At 73.7% G+C, this 15,089-nt stretch carries 10 protein-coding genes; 4 read left to right on the top strand and 6 right to left on the bottom strand.

Going from position 1 to position 15,089, the window contains the following annotated elements; all coding sequences use genetic code 11:
* Positions 1 to 23: 23 nt before the first annotated feature.
* Together J2W21_RS03270 and J2W21_RS03265 are read right to left on the bottom strand one after the other, a co-directional pair.
* A complete protein-coding gene (locus J2W21_RS03270; RefSeq protein WP_307113084.1) occupies positions 24 to 1,340 on the bottom strand; it encodes an MFS transporter in 1,317 nt (438 codons plus the stop codon).
* 131 nt (positions 1,341 to 1,471) lie between these two features.
* Positions 1,472 to 2,416 carry a dihydrodipicolinate synthase family protein gene (locus J2W21_RS03265; protein WP_307113083.1) on the bottom strand — a complete coding sequence of 315 codons (945 nt, stop codon included), beginning with the start codon at positions 2,414 to 2,416 and terminating at the stop codon, positions 1,472 to 1,474.
* A 110-nt stretch (positions 2,417 to 2,526) separates the two neighbouring features.
* Here J2W21_RS03265 and J2W21_RS03260 point away from each other — a divergent pair, with 110 nt between their 5' ends.
* Together J2W21_RS03260 and J2W21_RS03255 are read left to right on the top strand one after the other, a co-directional pair.
* A complete protein-coding gene (locus tag J2W21_RS03260; protein ID WP_307113082.1) occupies positions 2,527 to 3,573 on the top strand; it encodes a LacI family DNA-binding transcriptional regulator in 1,047 nt (348 codons plus the stop codon).
* 66 nt (positions 3,574 to 3,639) lie between these two features.
* Positions 3,640 to 4,434, top strand: coding sequence for an ion channel (locus J2W21_RS03255; protein WP_307113081.1), 795 nt, complete (start codon positions 3,640 to 3,642; stop codon positions 4,432 to 4,434).
* Positions 4,435 to 4,457: 23 nt separating this feature from the next.
* On the opposite strand, the gene J2W21_RS03250 is transcribed toward J2W21_RS03255, so the two are convergent.
* The 4 genes from J2W21_RS03250 to J2W21_RS03235 all read right to left on the bottom strand — a co-directional run bounded on the left by J2W21_RS03250 (position 4,458) and on the right by J2W21_RS03235 (position 8,982).
* The gene (locus J2W21_RS03250) at positions 4,458 to 5,951 is read right to left on the bottom strand and encodes a long-chain-fatty-acid--CoA ligase (protein ID WP_307113080.1); all 1,494 of its coding nucleotides are present in this window, start codon (positions 5,949 to 5,951) and stop codon (positions 4,458 to 4,460) included.
* Positions 5,952 to 6,058: 107 nt separating this feature from the next.
* Positions 6,059 to 6,808, bottom strand: a complete 750-nt coding sequence (locus J2W21_RS03245; protein ID WP_307113079.1) for a maleylpyruvate isomerase family mycothiol-dependent enzyme — start codon at positions 6,806 to 6,808, stop codon at positions 6,059 to 6,061.
* A complete protein-coding gene (locus J2W21_RS03240; protein WP_307113078.1) occupies positions 6,805 to 7,608 on the bottom strand; it encodes an alpha/beta fold hydrolase in 804 nt (267 codons plus the stop codon). Before J2W21_RS03240 ends, J2W21_RS03245 begins: the two co-directional genes overlap by 4 nt.
* Positions 7,609 to 7,617: 9 nt before the next feature.
* Entirely contained in the window at positions 7,618 to 8,982 is a 1,365-nt protein-coding gene (locus tag J2W21_RS03235) for a wax ester/triacylglycerol synthase domain-containing protein (protein ID WP_307113077.1), read from the bottom strand.
* A 150-nt stretch (positions 8,983 to 9,132) separates the two neighbouring features.
* Here J2W21_RS03235 and J2W21_RS03230 point away from each other — a divergent pair, with 150 nt between their 5' ends.
* Positions 9,133 to 11,841: a PD-(D/E)XK nuclease family protein gene (locus tag J2W21_RS03230; protein ID WP_307113076.1), complete on the top strand. Its 2,709-nt coding sequence runs from the start codon at positions 9,133 to 9,135 to the stop codon at positions 11,839 to 11,841.
* The gene (locus J2W21_RS03225) at positions 11,838 to 15,065 is read left to right on the top strand and encodes a UvrD-helicase domain-containing protein (protein ID WP_307113075.1); all 3,228 of its coding nucleotides are present in this window, start codon (positions 11,838 to 11,840) and stop codon (positions 15,063 to 15,065) included. The genes J2W21_RS03230 and J2W21_RS03225 overlap by 4 nt, the downstream gene beginning before the upstream one ends.
* Positions 15,066 to 15,089: the final 24 nt, after the last annotated feature.

Raw genomic sequence — 15,089 nt, 5'->3', positions numbered from 1 at the left:
CCGTCGTGGGCGGGCCGGTCCGGCTACTCGAGGTCCGCGATGGCCCGTCCGGTGCGGTCCGGGGCCATCAGGGAGAAGGCGAGCCCGGCGACGGGGCCGATGATGCCGAGCGCCAGGGCGAACGGCACCGTGCCGGCGATCGCGAGGGCGAAGAGCGGGAAGATGCCCGCGCCGAGGCCGCGGCCCACGTAGTAGCTCGCGCTCGAGCCGGTGGAGCGGATGCGGGTGGGGAAGAACTCGGACATCCAGACCCCGAGGACCCCGAAGCCGCCGGCCGCACCGGCGCAGAGCATGAGGGCCCAGAAGGCGGGCCACGCCCAGAAGTCGGCGCCGACGTGCGCGCTCTTGGTGCCCAGGAGCACGAGGAACCAGACGAAGCCGACGGTCCCGACCGCGGAGGCGAGGCTGAATGCGTACTTGCGGCGGATCGTGTCCGAGACGACCCCGGTGAGCGTGTAGGCGACGATCGTGGCGACGTAGCCGATCAGGACGATGAGGCTGACGGTGTCGAGCGGGAGCTTCTGCGTGGCCAGCAGGTAGGTCGAGAGGTAGGCCCCCACGGAGTTCGTGGTGAGGAACATGGCGGTCGAGAGGACCATGAACAGGACGGTGCCGACGACGAACTGGGGCTTGAAGATGTCCACCACCGGGACCTTGGTGCGGCGCAGCTCCTCGGGCAGGGTGCCGGCCTTGAGGTGCTGCTGGTAGGCGAGCCACTGCTTGGACTCGGGCAGGAGCTTCAGCGAGGCGATGCCGATGACCGTGCTGATGATGCCGATGCCGACGTAGCCGGCGCGCCAGCCGAGGTCGTGGCCGAGGACCGTGAGGAAGAGGAAGAGGACGCCCTCGGTGAGGATCTCCCCGACGAAGTACATGGCTTGGATGATGCCGCCCATCGTCCCGCGCCGGGCGGTCTTCCAGCACTCGGTGAACATCGAGAAGGACAGGCCGAAGAGTCCGCCCATGCCGACGCCTGCGAGGACGCGGGTGGCCATGAACATCTCGTAGTTGACGGCGAGGCCTCCGAGGGTCGCGGCGATGCCGAAGGCGACGACGGAGATCGCGAACGTGCGGCGGCGCCCGAGGGTGTCGCCGAGGGTGCCGAACACGAACCCGCCGAGGATCGAGGCGAAGCCCTGCACGGTCGCGACGGTGATCAGGGCGAGCGTCGAGACGTGCAGGCTGCCCGAGATGTACACGAGCGGGTAGCCGATGAGGTTCAGCTCGGCGCCGTCGAAGAGCGTCCCCAGCAGGGCGAAGGCCAGGATGAGGCGGATCTCGCGGCGCGAGTAGAGGGTTGCGGTGCCCACGCTGAGGGCTCCCTTGGTGACGGACATCATGTGTGCTTCCTCGTCGTTGAGGCTCCAGTGAATCCTAGGTGAGCTTTCGCTCGGGTGGGCGCACGACGGCGGGCGGGTGCCCGCCGTCGTGCGTCCAGTGGGGTGTCGGGACGGCTCGGTGCCGGTGCGGCTCAGGCGCGGGCCGGGGCGCCGACGCGGCCCAGTCCGGCCGATGCCAGGGCGAGGGCGATCTCGTCGTGGGCGCCGGGGGCGAGGGGCAGGAGCGGGTGCCGGACCGTGGCGTGCTCGAGGATGCCGCGGGCGACGAGGCCTTCCTTGAGCGCGACCGTCCCCTCCATGTGGGATCCGCGGTGGTAGACGTTCTTGGTCACGGGCAGGAGGCGGTCGTGGACCTCGCGCGCCTTGGCGTAGTCCTTGGCCTTGCCGGCGGCGATGAGCTCGACGAGCGGCTCGGGGGCGAGGCCGCCGTAGCCGACGAGGGCGCCGTCGACGTCGAACATGGTGTGCAGCAGGTACTCGTCGTGGCACGTGAGGATCTGCAGCTCCGGGAAGGCAGCGCGCAGCACGGAGATCTCGGTGTCCCACCGGCGCATGTTCCGCACGCCGTTCTTGGTCGCGAACACGCCCTCCTGGGCGGCGATCTCGAGCTGGGTGTCCAGGTCGTAGGTGGCCTTGGTCGCGTCCGGGTACTGGAAGAGGATCAGCGGCAGCCCGCTGGTCTCGTAGATCTCCTGGTACCGGGTCTGCGGGGCGCCCTTCTGGTAGCCGAAGCGCAGCCAGCCGTGCGAGGGGTAGACGAGGCCGGCGGAGGCGCCGGCCTCCACCGCGCGCTGGGCCTCCTCGGCGGCGACCTTGTTGCCCTCGCCGGTGATGCCGGCGATGATCGGCACCCGGCCCTCCGCCGCGTCGCGGAAGGACGAGATGACGAGGGCCTGCTCCGCCTGGGTCAGGAACGTGCCCTCCCCCGCGTGACCGAGGACGACGAGGCCCTTGACGCCCTCGACGCCCGCGAGCCAGCCGCCGAGGCGGTGGATCGCCTCGACGTCGACGTCGCCGTTGCGCGTGAAGGGGGTGACGGGGGCGGGGACCAGGCCCCGCAGGTCGATGGTGCTCATGTGGCTCTCCTTCGAGTGATCGATCCAAGTTGTGCAATCGATTCCGTTATCGATTGCTTCGACTGTAAGCTTGATCACGAGAGCACGTCAAGGGGTTCAGGAGAGGCGCCATGGAGGTCAGGGAATCGAGCGGGCCGCGGCCCACGATCGCCGATGTCGCGGAGGCGGCGGGCGTTGCGCGGTCAACCGTCTCGCGGGCCATGAACCGCGAGCACCGCTTCTACCGCAGCCCGTCCGCGGCCCGGATCCGCGCTGTCGCCGAGTCCCTCGGCTACGAGCCCAACCCCACCGCGGCGAACCTGAGGCGCCAGCAGACCAACACCGTCGGCGTCCTCGTCTCCCGGCTGACGGACACGGTCATGGCGATGCTCTTCGAGGAGATCGCGGCAGCCAGCGCCGCGCGCGGCTACCACGCCCTCGTGGCCACCACCTACGACGACCCGGCGCTCGAGCGGGAGAACGGGCTGGCCATGCTGGCCTCCCGCGTCGACGGCCTCATCCTCACCACGGCGACGACCGAGGGGGGACTGTGCACCGAGCTCCTCGCGCGCGGCATCCCGCATGTGCTCGCCCTGCGCTCCTACGGAGAGAGCCTGAGCGTGGTCGGCGACGACGTCCTCGGGGGGTACCTCGCCACCCGACACCTCATCGACCTCGGCCACCGGGAGATCGGCCTCGTGGCCGGTCCCGACCATGCGCCGACGGCGCTGTCCCGCCGTGAGGGCCATCGCCAGGCACTCCGCGAAGCCGGCATCGAGGACGCTCCGGAGCTCGTCTACCCGTCGACGTTCAGCATGGAGAGCGGCGAAGCCGCAGCCGAGGCCTTCCTCGCCGGCCGGCGCCGGCCCACGGCGGTGTTCGCCGTCAACGACAACACGGCCTTCGGCTTCACCTCCGTCATCCAGCGCGCGGGGCTGAGCATCCCGAGGGACCTCTCCATCGTCGGCTACAACGACATCCCCCTCGTGGCCCGCCTCCCGGTCCCCCTCACCACCGTTCGCGTGCCCTTCGCGGACATCGCCTCGGCGTCGGTCGACGCGCTCCTGAACTCCATCCAGGGACGGGCGCCCACGGCGGCGCACCGCACACTCGCCCCCACGCTCATTCCCCGCGCCTCCACCGCGCGTCCGTCCACGCCGCCGGATGCGCCCCGCTAGGGCTCCCGGCGGTCACGGAATGACGAGGGAGGCCGCACAGGCGCCGGACGGCGGTACCCTTCGGGCATGACGCAGGACCGTTGGCGCAATCTCACCGAGTGGCCCACGCTCGTTGCCGCCCTCGTGTTCCTTGCCGCCTACTCGGTGCAGGTCATCGGGAACCTGCCGCCGCAGGAGGGCCAGTGGGCGGAGTGGCTGCTGTGGGCGGCGTGGGCCGTGTTCGTGGTGGACTACGCCGGGCAGCTGTGGCTCGCGCCCCGGCGCGGCCGGTGGTTCGTGCGCAACCTGCACGAGCTCGCGATCCTCGCCCTGCCGGCGCTGCGGCCGCTGCGGCTCGTGACCTTCCTGCGGGTGGTGCACAACAAGGCCGGCAACGCCCTGCGCGGCCGCCTCGTGGTCTACGTGATCGCCGCCGCCGGGATGCTCATGTACTGCGGGGCCCTCACCGTCGAGGACGTCGAGCAGAACGTGCCGGGGTCGAACATCCGCAGCTTCGGGGCGGCGATCTGGTGGGCCCTCGAGACCATCACCACGGTGGGCTACGGCGACCACTACCCCGTGACGGTCATCGGCCGGCTCGTCGCGGCGGCGCTCATGGTCTCCGGCATCGCGGTCCTCGGTGTGGTCACCGCCTCCATCGCGGCGTGGCTCGTCGAGACGATGACGTCGCAGACCGCCGCCGAGGTCGAGGCGGGCGTCGAGGCCGTCGAGGCCGAGGTCCAGGGGGTCGAGGCGGAGGTCGAGGCCATCGACCAGACGCTCGAGGCGAAGGTCCAGGCCCTCACCGAGCGGGTCGAGCGGCTCACTGCGGCACTCGAGGCCCGCGAGGCCGAGCGCCGCGGCACCTGGCCCGGCGCCTGAGGCCCCCCCGCCAGGCTCGGCGCTCAGCCGGCCAGCTCGGCCCTGAGGTCGCGCTTGAGGATCTTGCCGGTGGGGCCCTTGGGCAGCGCCTCCACGATCCGCACCTCGCGCGGGTACTTGTAGGCGGCGACCTGGGACTTCACGAACTCGCGCAGCTCCTCCGCGGTCGCGGCGCCGGGGGCGCTGAGGGCAACCACGGCGACCACCTCCTCGCCGAGCTCGGCGTGCGGGGCGCCCACCACGGCGGCCTCGGCCACGGCCGGGTGCTCGTAGAGGACCTCCTCGACCTCGCGCGGGTAGACGTTGTAGCCGCCGCGGATGATGAGGTCCTTCTTCCGGTCCACGATCGAGTAGCAGCCGTCCGCGTCGACCCGGCCCATGTCCCCGGTGAGGAACCAGCCGTCGCGGATGGCCTCCGCCGTGGCGTCCGGGCGCTTCCAGTAGCCCTTCATGATGTTGTGCCCGCGCACCGCGATCTCGCCCACCTCTCCCTGCGGCACGTCCTCGCCGTCGAGTCGCACGACCCGCAGCTCGACCCCTTCCACGGCAGTGCCGATGGAGCCGGGCTTGCGGACGCGGTCCGGGTGGTTGAACGCGGCGACGGGTGAGGTCTCGGACAGGCCGTAGCCCTCGAGGATGATGCAGCCGAACTCGTCCTCGAAGCGGTGCAGGACCTCCACGGGCAGCGCGGCGCCGCCCGAGATGCACACGCGCAGCGAGGACGTGTCGTAGCTGCGGTGGTCGGGGACGCCGAGGAGCGCGCTGTACATGGTGGGGACGCCGGCGAACACGGTGACGCGCTGGGCGTCGATGATCTCGAGCGCGCCCTGCGCGGAGAACCTCGGCAGCAGCGCGATGGTCGCCCCGGCCATGACGGTGGTGTTCAGGGCGCAGGTCTGGCCGAAGGTGTGGAACAGGGGCAGTCCGCCGAACACCACGTCCTCGGACGTCAGCGTCAGGAGCGTGCGTACGGTCAGGTCCGCGTTGCGGATGAGGTTGCTGTGGGTCAGCTCCGCGCCCTTGGGCCGGCCCGTGGTGCCCGAGGTGTAGAGGATGACGGCGGTGTCCCCGTCCGCGCGGTCCACGACCGCCCCGAGCGGCTCCTCGCCTGCGAGCGCCCCGGTGAAAGCCCCGCGGCCGATGGGGAGGACCCGGGCCCCGCCGCCCTGGGCGCCCTCGGCGGCCTCCTCCGCGACGTTCTCCGCCGCGAAGAGGACCTTGGCGCCGGAGTCCTCGAGGTAGTAGGAGATCTCCCGCTGCTTGAGCAGGGGGTTCATCGGCACCACGACGGCCCCCGCCCGCAGGGCCCCGTAGTAGAGTGCCGCGAACTCGGGAACGTTGGGCAGCATGACCGCCACCCGGTCCCCCGGCTCCACGCCCGCCCGGGCGAGCAGCCCGGCGGCGCGCGCGGCAGCAGCGGCGAGGTCCGTGTACGTCCAGGCCTCCTCGCCGCACGTGATGGCCGTGCGCGGCCCGTGGGCGGCGGCGGTGGTCTCGAGGTACGCGGCAAGGTTCATGGGGACTCCTCGGCAGGAAGCTACTGTGGCGTAGGCCACAGATGATTCAACCGTGAAACTCAGTCTCACGTCAACCGGCATTCAGTCCCAGCCGTGCCCGGGGCGGGCTACGGCGTGAGGCGCGCCTCGCGGACGGCTGCCGCGAGGGCCTCCGGGGCGCCCGGCAGCGGCCGCCGCCCCCACAGCCCGAGGTAGACCGCCACCGCCGGGCCCTCGACGGTGCCCAGCAGCGCGTGGCCGCCGTCGCCGCCGGAGACCGCCGGCGTGACGAGCGACGCCGCCGGCCGCCCGTCGTCGTGCGTCACGGCGAAGCGGACGACGCCGGGCAGTCCCCTCGAGCGTCCGAGCCTCACCTGGCGCGGGTAGAAGCCGTCGAGGACCTCGCGGATGCCGTCGAGGGCGAGGTCCTCGGGGAGGTGCCAGCGGTCGGCGCGGCCGAGGGCGTCGAGGAGGTCGAAGGTGTGGACCGCGAGCTCGTGGACCTGCCGGCGGGCCCAGAACGCCGCGACGCGGTCGCCCCAGAGCGTCCATGCGGGCGCGTCGGGGCCTACGGCACGGAGCGCGGCGACCAGGTGGGCTGCGCTCGCGCGGTACCAGTCGACGGGCGCCTGCGTGGCGGGGCGCTCCTCGGGCCGCGGGGCATGCTCGGCACCGAGGGCGGCGGCCGCCCAGCGGTGGATGCCCGCGAGGTGGTCCACCAGCTCGCGCACGGTCCAGTCCGGGCACGCCGCGATGGGCTGGGCGAGGCCCGGATCCTGCGCCGCTGCCTCGCCGGCGCTCTCGGCGAAGCCCTGCGCGAGCGCGGCGACGCGGTCGAGGGCCTCGCCGAAGTCCAGCGCAGGCGGCGCCGTCGTCACGCCGGCGGCTGCTGCGCCGCGAGGAACTCCTTCACGGCCGCGGCGAGGACGGCGGCGTCGACGTTGTGCGTCTGCCCCTCGAGCACGCCCGTGCGCGCCCCGGGGATCGCGGCGGCGGCCTCCTGCGCGGCGGCCGGCATGAAGGCCGGGCTCGCGCCGCCGGAGAGCACGAGGGCCGGGGCCGTGATGCGGCCGAACACCTCCTGCGGGACCACGCCGTCGCGCCCCATCGCGGCGTTGTCGTACGCGAGGGTGGGGGCGAGGCGGACTGCGGTGGCCCACGTGGGCGACTGGCGGGTGCTGTCGATCGCGGCGTCGGGCAGCCCCACGTAGCGCAGGAAGGTGGTGAGGGCGCCGTCAAGGTCGCCGGCCTCGAGCCTCGCATCGAGGGTGGCCGTGTACTCGCGGGCGCGGGCGCGGCCGGCGTCGTCGGTCATGAACGGCGGCTCCCACATCACGAGCGCGCGCACCGGCAGCGCGGCCGCGGCCCGCGCGGCGAGCGCGGCGCCCGAGGAGAGGCCGACCACGGCGGCCGGGGACCCGGCGTCGTGCGCGGCGCGGTCCAGGAGGGCGCCGATGTCCTCGATCTCCCGCTCGGGCGCGAACGGGAGCGTGTCCGTGCTGTCGCCGCGGCCGCGGCGGTCGTAGTTGTAGACCGTGAAGCCCTCGGCGAGGGCGTCCGCGATGTGGGCGTCCCCGAGGCGGTCCACGGAGGCCCCCGAGACGAGGATGAGCGGGGCCCCGGTTCCGAGGCGGTCGTAGGCGAGGGTGGTGCCGTCAGCTGAGGTGAGACGTTCCATGGGCCCACGCTACCCGGTGAAGCGGGCCAGTTCACGGTCCAGGAGCACCGTGAGCCGATCCTGCTCGGGGACCACCTCCGGATCGCCCAGCACGGCGACGACGAGCTGGCCGGCATACGAGAGGACCGTGAAGCACACGCCGACGTTCCCGGGGGTCAGGCTCGCCGGCACGATCTGCGTGATCCGGTGACCAGCGAGGAAGAGCGGCTCGGCGGGCCCGCGCATGTTCGAGAGGAACGTGTTCACGAGGCGCTGATGGTCGATGAAGTGCTGGAATACGCCGGCGCGGGCCAGCACCCGGAAGGCGACGCCCAGCGGGCCGGCGGAGGTCCCGCGGGGCGCGTTGCGGCGCGCGTCGGACTGCTCGGCGACCCGGGCGAGCCGCACGGCGGGGTCGGGGTCGGCAGGGACCTCCACGGGAACCACGCCGTTGGCATTGCCGAGTGTGCCTGCCTCCGTTCTCCCGCGGGACGAGATCGGGACCGAAACGACGAATCGCTCGGGCGATTCGCCGTGGACCTGCAAGGCGGAGCCGAGTGCGCCCGCGACGGCCACGAGGAGCACATCGTTGACGGTGCAGCGGCGGGCGTGGGCGGCCTCGGTGACGCCCTCGAGCGGGACGGAGAGGGCGGTGATACGGCGCCGGCTCCCCGTGGGTCGGTTGAACGCCGTGCGCGGCGCGCGGAGGCGTGCCCGATGGCCGTCTTTCCCGCGGCGCCGGCCCAGCAGTCCGAGCTCGCGCAGTCCGGCGGCGGCCGCCGCGAGCGCGCGCGGGGTGGCTGCCAGGGCGCCGAGACGCTCGGTCCAGGCGTCGGTGAAGAGTTCGTGCCGCCGGGGTGGACGCTGCGGGAAAGCCGGTGGGGGCGGGTTGGCATCGGCCGGGGGCGGCGCGACGCCTGGCGGGGGATCCGCGAGGGCGGCGAGGACCGCGAGGCCGCCGAGCCCGTCCGCCAGGACGTGGTGGGCCACGAATACGAGGGCCGCCGGCCGGTCCGGTCCGCCGTGCAGCCAGTGCGCCGCCCACGGCGGGCGGTCGCGCGGGAGCCGCTGGCACGCGATCCGGGCCGCGGCGTCCAGCAGCCGCTCGTCGGCCGCGAGCGGGCCGGCCTCGGCGAGGTGGCGGGACAGGGCGAATCCCGGGTCGTCGACCCACACCGGCCGTCCGCAGCCAGGCGGAGGCGCCAGGAGCCGGCGGCGCAGGCGGGGGACCGTGGAAATCCGCTCCTGAAGGGCGGCGGCGACCTCGCTGAAGGTGGGCGCGGCCCCCGGGCCGAATTCGAGGACCGCGGCAATGTGCATGGGGGCGGGGCCCCGGTCGGTCGCGAGCACGGTGAGGTCGTTGCTGCTGATGCGCTCGATCGGTGTCCGCCTCACCGCTGCTCCTCCGTTCGATTCGCGCCGAGTGCCCGGCGTGCAGGCCAGCGTAGGTGCCGGCGTTCTCGGGGAGTAGGTGCATCGGGCCCGGTCACCTCGTCACGGCCCGGGGACGCCTGTTCTGTCGGAGGGGTTGGCTAGGGTGAGTGGATGATCGTCGAGTTCGGGTGGTTCCTCGATCGCGCGCCGTGGGCGTACGCGGACCCGGGGCTGAACCGCGTGCGGGTGGGCCGGAAGAACCTCATCGGCCTCCTGCAGACGCGCCTCGGGCTCACCCGCCCCGACGTGCCCAACGCCGAGCGCGTGAGCCAGTACCTGCGCCGGCTCGAGCATCTGGATGCGCCGGATGCGTGGTTCCACCGCTCCCTGGCAGCCGATCCCTGGTCCACCGCCCACGAGCTCCTCGCCGCCCGCGACGACGCGGTCGCCAACGGGTGGGACGGAACGCTTCCTACCAGCACGGCCGACGGCGGGGCCTCGCCCCTGCTGCAGACCCTCGCCGCCGCGGAGCGCCTCGGCAGGGAAGCCGGCGGTCCGCAGGCTGCGGACCTGGGGCTCGCGCCCTCGCTCGCGGACGACGTGGTGGAGCTGCTCGCCGAACTCGGGTCCTCTCCCCTGCCGCTCGGCATCGACGAGCTGGTCCTCCAGCATCCCGAGGACACCTTCCCGGCCGTGTGGCGCCGGGTCGTCGGGGCCCTGCGCCACCGGGGAATCAGGATCAGCGAGGCTCCGGAGCCCGCGGGCGCTCCCGAGCTCACGGTCTTGGCCGCGGAGACCGAGTGGGAGGCGGCCGAGCATGCCGCGCGCTGGCTCGCGGCCGGGGCGAACGGGCGGACCGCCGTCGTGTGCTCGGACCCCACCGCCGTCCTGGACCAGTATCTGGCCCAGCGCGGCCAGCCCCGGCTCGGGGTGGGCGCCCGGTCGCCCTGGCGGGCCCAGGACCAGCTCATCCCCCTCTTCTTCGAGCTCGTGTGGGAGCCGGTCAACGTGCACCTGCTCGCGGAGTTCCTCACGCTCGAGGACTCCCCGGTCAAGCGCCGCGCGGCCCGGCACCTGCTGCGCGCGCTCAGCCGCGAGCCCGGAACCCGCGGGCCCGTGTGGGACCTCGCGATCCGCGCGATCGGCGAAGACGAGACCCTCGGCCCCGAGCTCGCGGCCACCCTGGACCGGCTGTTCAGCACGGGCCTGCTCCCCGACATGGAGCACCGCCTGCCGAGCGGGGCGCAGCTCGTCGAGGCCACGGCCTGGTTCGCGGCGGCGCTCACGGCGAGGGCCGCCGTCGTGCCGCGTCTGCAGGCCACGGCTGCGCAGCTGCGCCGCGTCCTGGCACTCGTGGCCCCGCTGCGGCGCGTGGACCGCAAGGAGCTCCGCCGGATCATCGCCTCCGTCGTCACGCCCGGCGCCGAGCCGCTCGCCCCGGCCGAGGCCGCACCCTGGCTGCGCCTGAACCACCTCGCGGAGCTCGGCGAGGACGTCGAGGACGCCCTCTGGTGGGGGTTCCAGTCCGCCTCAGCGCCGACCGTGCGGCGCTGGGACCCGCAGGACGCCGCCTCGCTCGCCCGGGTGGGCGTCCAGCTGCCCACCCCGCAGGACCTCACGGCGCTGGCGGTGCGCGAGACGCTCGCGGCGGCCGGCCGGTGCCGGCGGCTCGTGCTCGTGCAGGCCGCGCAGCGCAACGGCGAACGGGTGGGCCCGAACCCACTGCTCGAATCCCTCGTGGAACGCTATGGGCCGCCGGCCGAGCCGGGGGCCGGCCTCAGCGGGCGGATCGGGCGCGCCACGCGTACGCCGCGGGACCTCACCGATGAGGATGGCGTGTGGCGCCTCGCGGGCCGGACCGCGCGGCTCGCCCGGGCCGCCGCGCACCGGCCGGCGCCGCCCGACCCGGTCCAGGAGGTCGGGGCGAACCCCGCGCTGGCCCCGGAGACCATGTCCTACTCGCAGCTCGACGTGCTGCTGGGCTGCTCGATGCGGTGGGCGCTCGAGCGCAAGGGCGGCCTGCGGGTGCCGGACGCGGCGGACATCCCCGAGGGCAGCCGCATGATCGGCTCGTTCGCCCACCGGGTCATCGAGGTCCTGCACGGTCGGCTGCGGGCGGCGCACCGGGCCGTGCCCGAGGCCGCGGAGATCGCCGAGGTCATCGAGGCCCTCCTCCCCGAGCTCGCCTCCGAGCTGCTCCTGCCGGGGCAGAAGGCGCGCCGGCTCACCGTGGTGGAGGCTGTCACGGTGGCGGCGCGGGAGTTCTTCCGCGGGCTCGAGAAAGGGGGCGTGGTGCTGCAGGAGGTCGAGAAGCCGATCGAGAAGGACCTGCAGCTCGTCACCCCGGAGGGCGTCCTCACCGTCCCGGTGCGTGGCAGCGCCGACGCCGTGGGGATCGACGAGCAGGGCCGCACCGTGGTGGTGGACCTCAAGTGGTACAGCTCCGCCAAGCACCTACGCCAGAAGATCAAGGAGGGCACCGCGCTGCAGCTGGCCCTGTACCAGTGGGCGCTGCACGAGGGCGAGGCACCGCCGGACGATCCGACCGCGTACTTCCTCCTCAAGCAGCACGCGTTCGCCTCCGCGCACGCGCACTTCGGGGCGGCCATCCCGCGGGACGAGGACCCGGGGCAGCTGTGGGGGCGGGCGGTGCGCTCGGCCGAGTTCACGGTCGAGCAGGTCCTCGCGGGCAGGGTCACGGCGACCAAGCCCGTGGAGGACGCGTTCGCCGCCGCGCAGGCCGAGGCTGCGGCCGCCGAGGACGGGGAGCCCACCACCGTCAAGGACGTCGAGACCGCGGTGGGCCGCCTGTACGTCGAGCCGGGCTGCCGGTTCTGCCGGTTCGGGGCCCTGTGCGGGCTGAAGGGGGACTACTCGTGAGCGCGCGCCTGCTGCGGAACGTGACCATGGTCTCGGCCAGCGCCGGGACGGGGAAGACGTACACCCTCACGGAGAAGATCGTCCAGGAGATCGCCACCGGCACCCCGGCGGAGCGGATCATGGCCACGACCTTCACCAAGAAGGCCGCCGGGGAGCTGCGGGAGCGGATCGCGGCCCGGCTCCTCGACGCCGAGGGCGCGGCACCGTCGCCGGTCCTCGCCGCGGCGTCCCAGCAGCTCGGGGCGAGCCTCATCGGCACGGTCAACAGCGTGTGCGGGCAGCTGCTCGCGGAGTACGCGATCGACGCCGGCCTCTCGCCCGCGCTCGAGGTGATCGGCGAGGACCAGCTCGAGGCCATGTTCCGGCTCGCCACGGACGAGATCCGCGCCCGGCACGCCGAGGAGCTGAACCCGATCGCCGTGCGCCTGGGCACCCACCCCGACCTCGCCCAGGGGTACGGGGTGGAGTCGTGGGAGGAGACGCTCCAGCGGATCGTGAACCTGGCCCGCGCCAACCAGCTCGACGCCAACGCGGTGCGCGGCTGCGCCGACCCCTCGTGGGCCGGATTCCGGGGCTTCCTCGATCCCCCGGGAGAGGACCACCGCGCCGACTGGTTCCACGAGCTGCACACGCTGCGGGCCGAGCTGGACCGCACGGTGGCCCGCGGCGTGCACGAGGACGGCAGCGCCGCGAACCTCACCACGAAGTCCTTCCAGGAGAACCACCCCAAGGTCCTGGACCGGATCGCCCGGGCCCAGAGCGTCGAGGCGACCCCGTGGGAGGTGTGGCGCGGCTTCCTCGGCTCGGGCGCACCGGCGCCGCTGAAGAAGATCTTCGGCCCCCTGCGCGACCGCATCGCCGCCGAGCTGCTCTCCAACCCGGCCCTCCACGCCGACCTCGAGGGCTACGTCCGCGGCCTGTTCCACTGCGCGGCGGACTCCCTCGAGGCGTACGAGCAGTTCAAGCGGGACAACGCCCTCATGGACTTCGTGGACCAGGAGGCCAAGGTCCTCGACCTCGCCCGGCACAACCGCGCCTTCCGGGAGTCGTTCCGCGGCCGGATCGACGTGCTCGTGGTGGACGAGTTCCAGGACACGAGCCCGCTGCAGCTGGCACTGTTCCTCGAACTCGGCGCCCTCGTGCGCCGGGCCGTGTGGGTGGGCGATCCGAAGCAGGCGATCTACGAGTTCCGCGGCACGGACCCGGAGCTCATGGAGGCCGTCATGGCGCAGGTCCCGCCCGAGCGGCGCGAGCAGCTCTCGCACACGTGGCGGTCGCGGCAGGCCGTGGTGGACCTCTCCAACGCCGTGTTCGAGCGCGTCTTCGCCGACCACGGCATGGCACGGGAGTCCGTGCACCTCGAGCTGCCGCCGGCCAGGGCCGCCGCCTTCGGTGCCGACCCGGGCGGGGTCGAGGCGTGGACAAGGCCGGCGAGCCGAGCCGAGGACCGGCTCCGCGCCACCGCCGCCGGGGTGAAGGACCTGCTCGGGCGGCGGCCGGAGCTCAAGCCCTGCGACGTGGCCGTCCTGGCCCGCACCAACGGCGAGGTCCGCGCGGTCGCGGCCGCGCTCGACGCGCTGGGCCTGAGGGCGAGCCTGGACCCCCGCGCCCTCGGCGGCGCCCGCGAGGTGCAGCTGACCCGCGCCGGCATGGCGTACGTCGCCGACCGGTACGACACCGTGGCCCTCGCAGAGCTCGTGGCCCTCCACCCGGAACACCCCTCGCACCTGACGTGGCAGCGGGAGCTGCTCGGCTCCGTCGTGCCCCGCGAGCAGGTCCGCAACGACGAGGGCCAGATGATCGCCGGGCCCCGCCTCGTGCATGATGCCTGGCGGGACGCGCCCCTCGTCGCGGCCCTCGACACCCTGCGCGAGCAGGCCGTGGCCGCCACCCCGACCGAGGTCCTCGAGGCCGTGACCGGCGTGCTGGGCCTGCCGGGGCTCATCGCGGGCTGGTCCGCCCCCGAGCGGCGGCTGCGGAACCTGGACGCCTTCCGCGGCGCCGTGGAGCTGTACTACGAGCGGTGCCGGGCGCTGCGGGAACCGGCGACCCTGCGCGGATTCCTGGACTTCTTCGCCTCGGACGAGCACGAGTCGGCGGAGAACTCGGGCCCGGACGTGGTCAATGTGCTCACGTACCACCGGGCCAAGGGGCTCGAATGGCCCGTGGTGGTGATGGAGAGCCTCGACAGGGAGGCCAAGGCGCGGCCGTTCGGCACGGGCGTGGAGCAGACGCGCGAGCTGGACCTCGCCGACCCGCTCGCGGGGCGCTGGATCCGGCTGTGGCCCAGCCCGTTCCCCTATGGCGGGTCGGCGCTGGACCAGCGGGCCCAGCAGTCCGAGGCCGCCGCACGGTTCCTCGCCCGCGAGCAGCGCAACCAGGCCCGGCTCATGTACGTGGGCATGACCCGCGCCGCTCACACCACGGTGCTCACGGCGAAGAACGGCTCCCCCGGCCTGCTCAACGACCTCGGGATCGAGGGCCTCGTCACGTGGAAGGCCGGCGAGCACCCCGCAGACGGGCCGGTGACCGTCTGCCGCGAGACGGCGGTCCCGGCCCGGCTCGCCTGCCTGCAGCCAGCGGAGCCCGAGGCGGACGACGGCGAGTGGTCGCCGAGGTTCCTCGACCCGCCCGCGGCGGGTGCCGGCGCCGTGCGCCTCCCGGCCCGGCTGAAGGCGAGCGAGGTGCCCGTCGAGGGACTCAAGGCCGAGATCCGCGAGGCCGCGGTGCTCGGCTCGCCCCTGGCCGCGCACGGCTCCGAGGACTGGGGCGCCGTGGGCAGCGCGGTGCACGCGTACCTCGGCACCGAATTCCGCACCCTCGACCCGGCCGGCCGCGCCCGGCTCGCCGAGCGCCTCGTGGAGCGCTGGGGCGTCGCGCGGACCATCGACGCGTCGCTGCTCACCTCGGCCGGCGAGCGCTTCGAGGCGTGGCTCGACGCCGAGTTCCCCGGCTGGGCGCGGCACCGTGAGGCGGCCATCGGCTGGCGGCCGGACGGGCAGACGATGGAGGGCTGGATCGACCTGCTGCTCGAAGGCCCGGCCGGGTTCGTCCTCGTGGACCACAAGACGTACCCCGGCCACGACCCGGCGGGTCACATCCGCGCCCACTACCTCGGGCAGATGGATACCTACCGGCGCGCGGTCGAGGCGGCCACCGGGCGGCCCGTCGTGCGGGTGCTCATGCACCTGCCGGCGCTCGGGAGGGTGTACGAGGTGGCGTGACGGCCCGGCTCGCCCCCCACTGGC

It is taken from the genome of Sinomonas atrocyanea (assembly GCF_030811715.1).
Classification (GTDB): domain Bacteria; phylum Actinomycetota; class Actinomycetes; order Actinomycetales; family Micrococcaceae; genus Sinomonas; species Sinomonas atrocyanea_A.
Note: the sequence above shows the minus strand (reverse complement) of the source record. Positions and strands in the feature narration are given on the sequence as shown.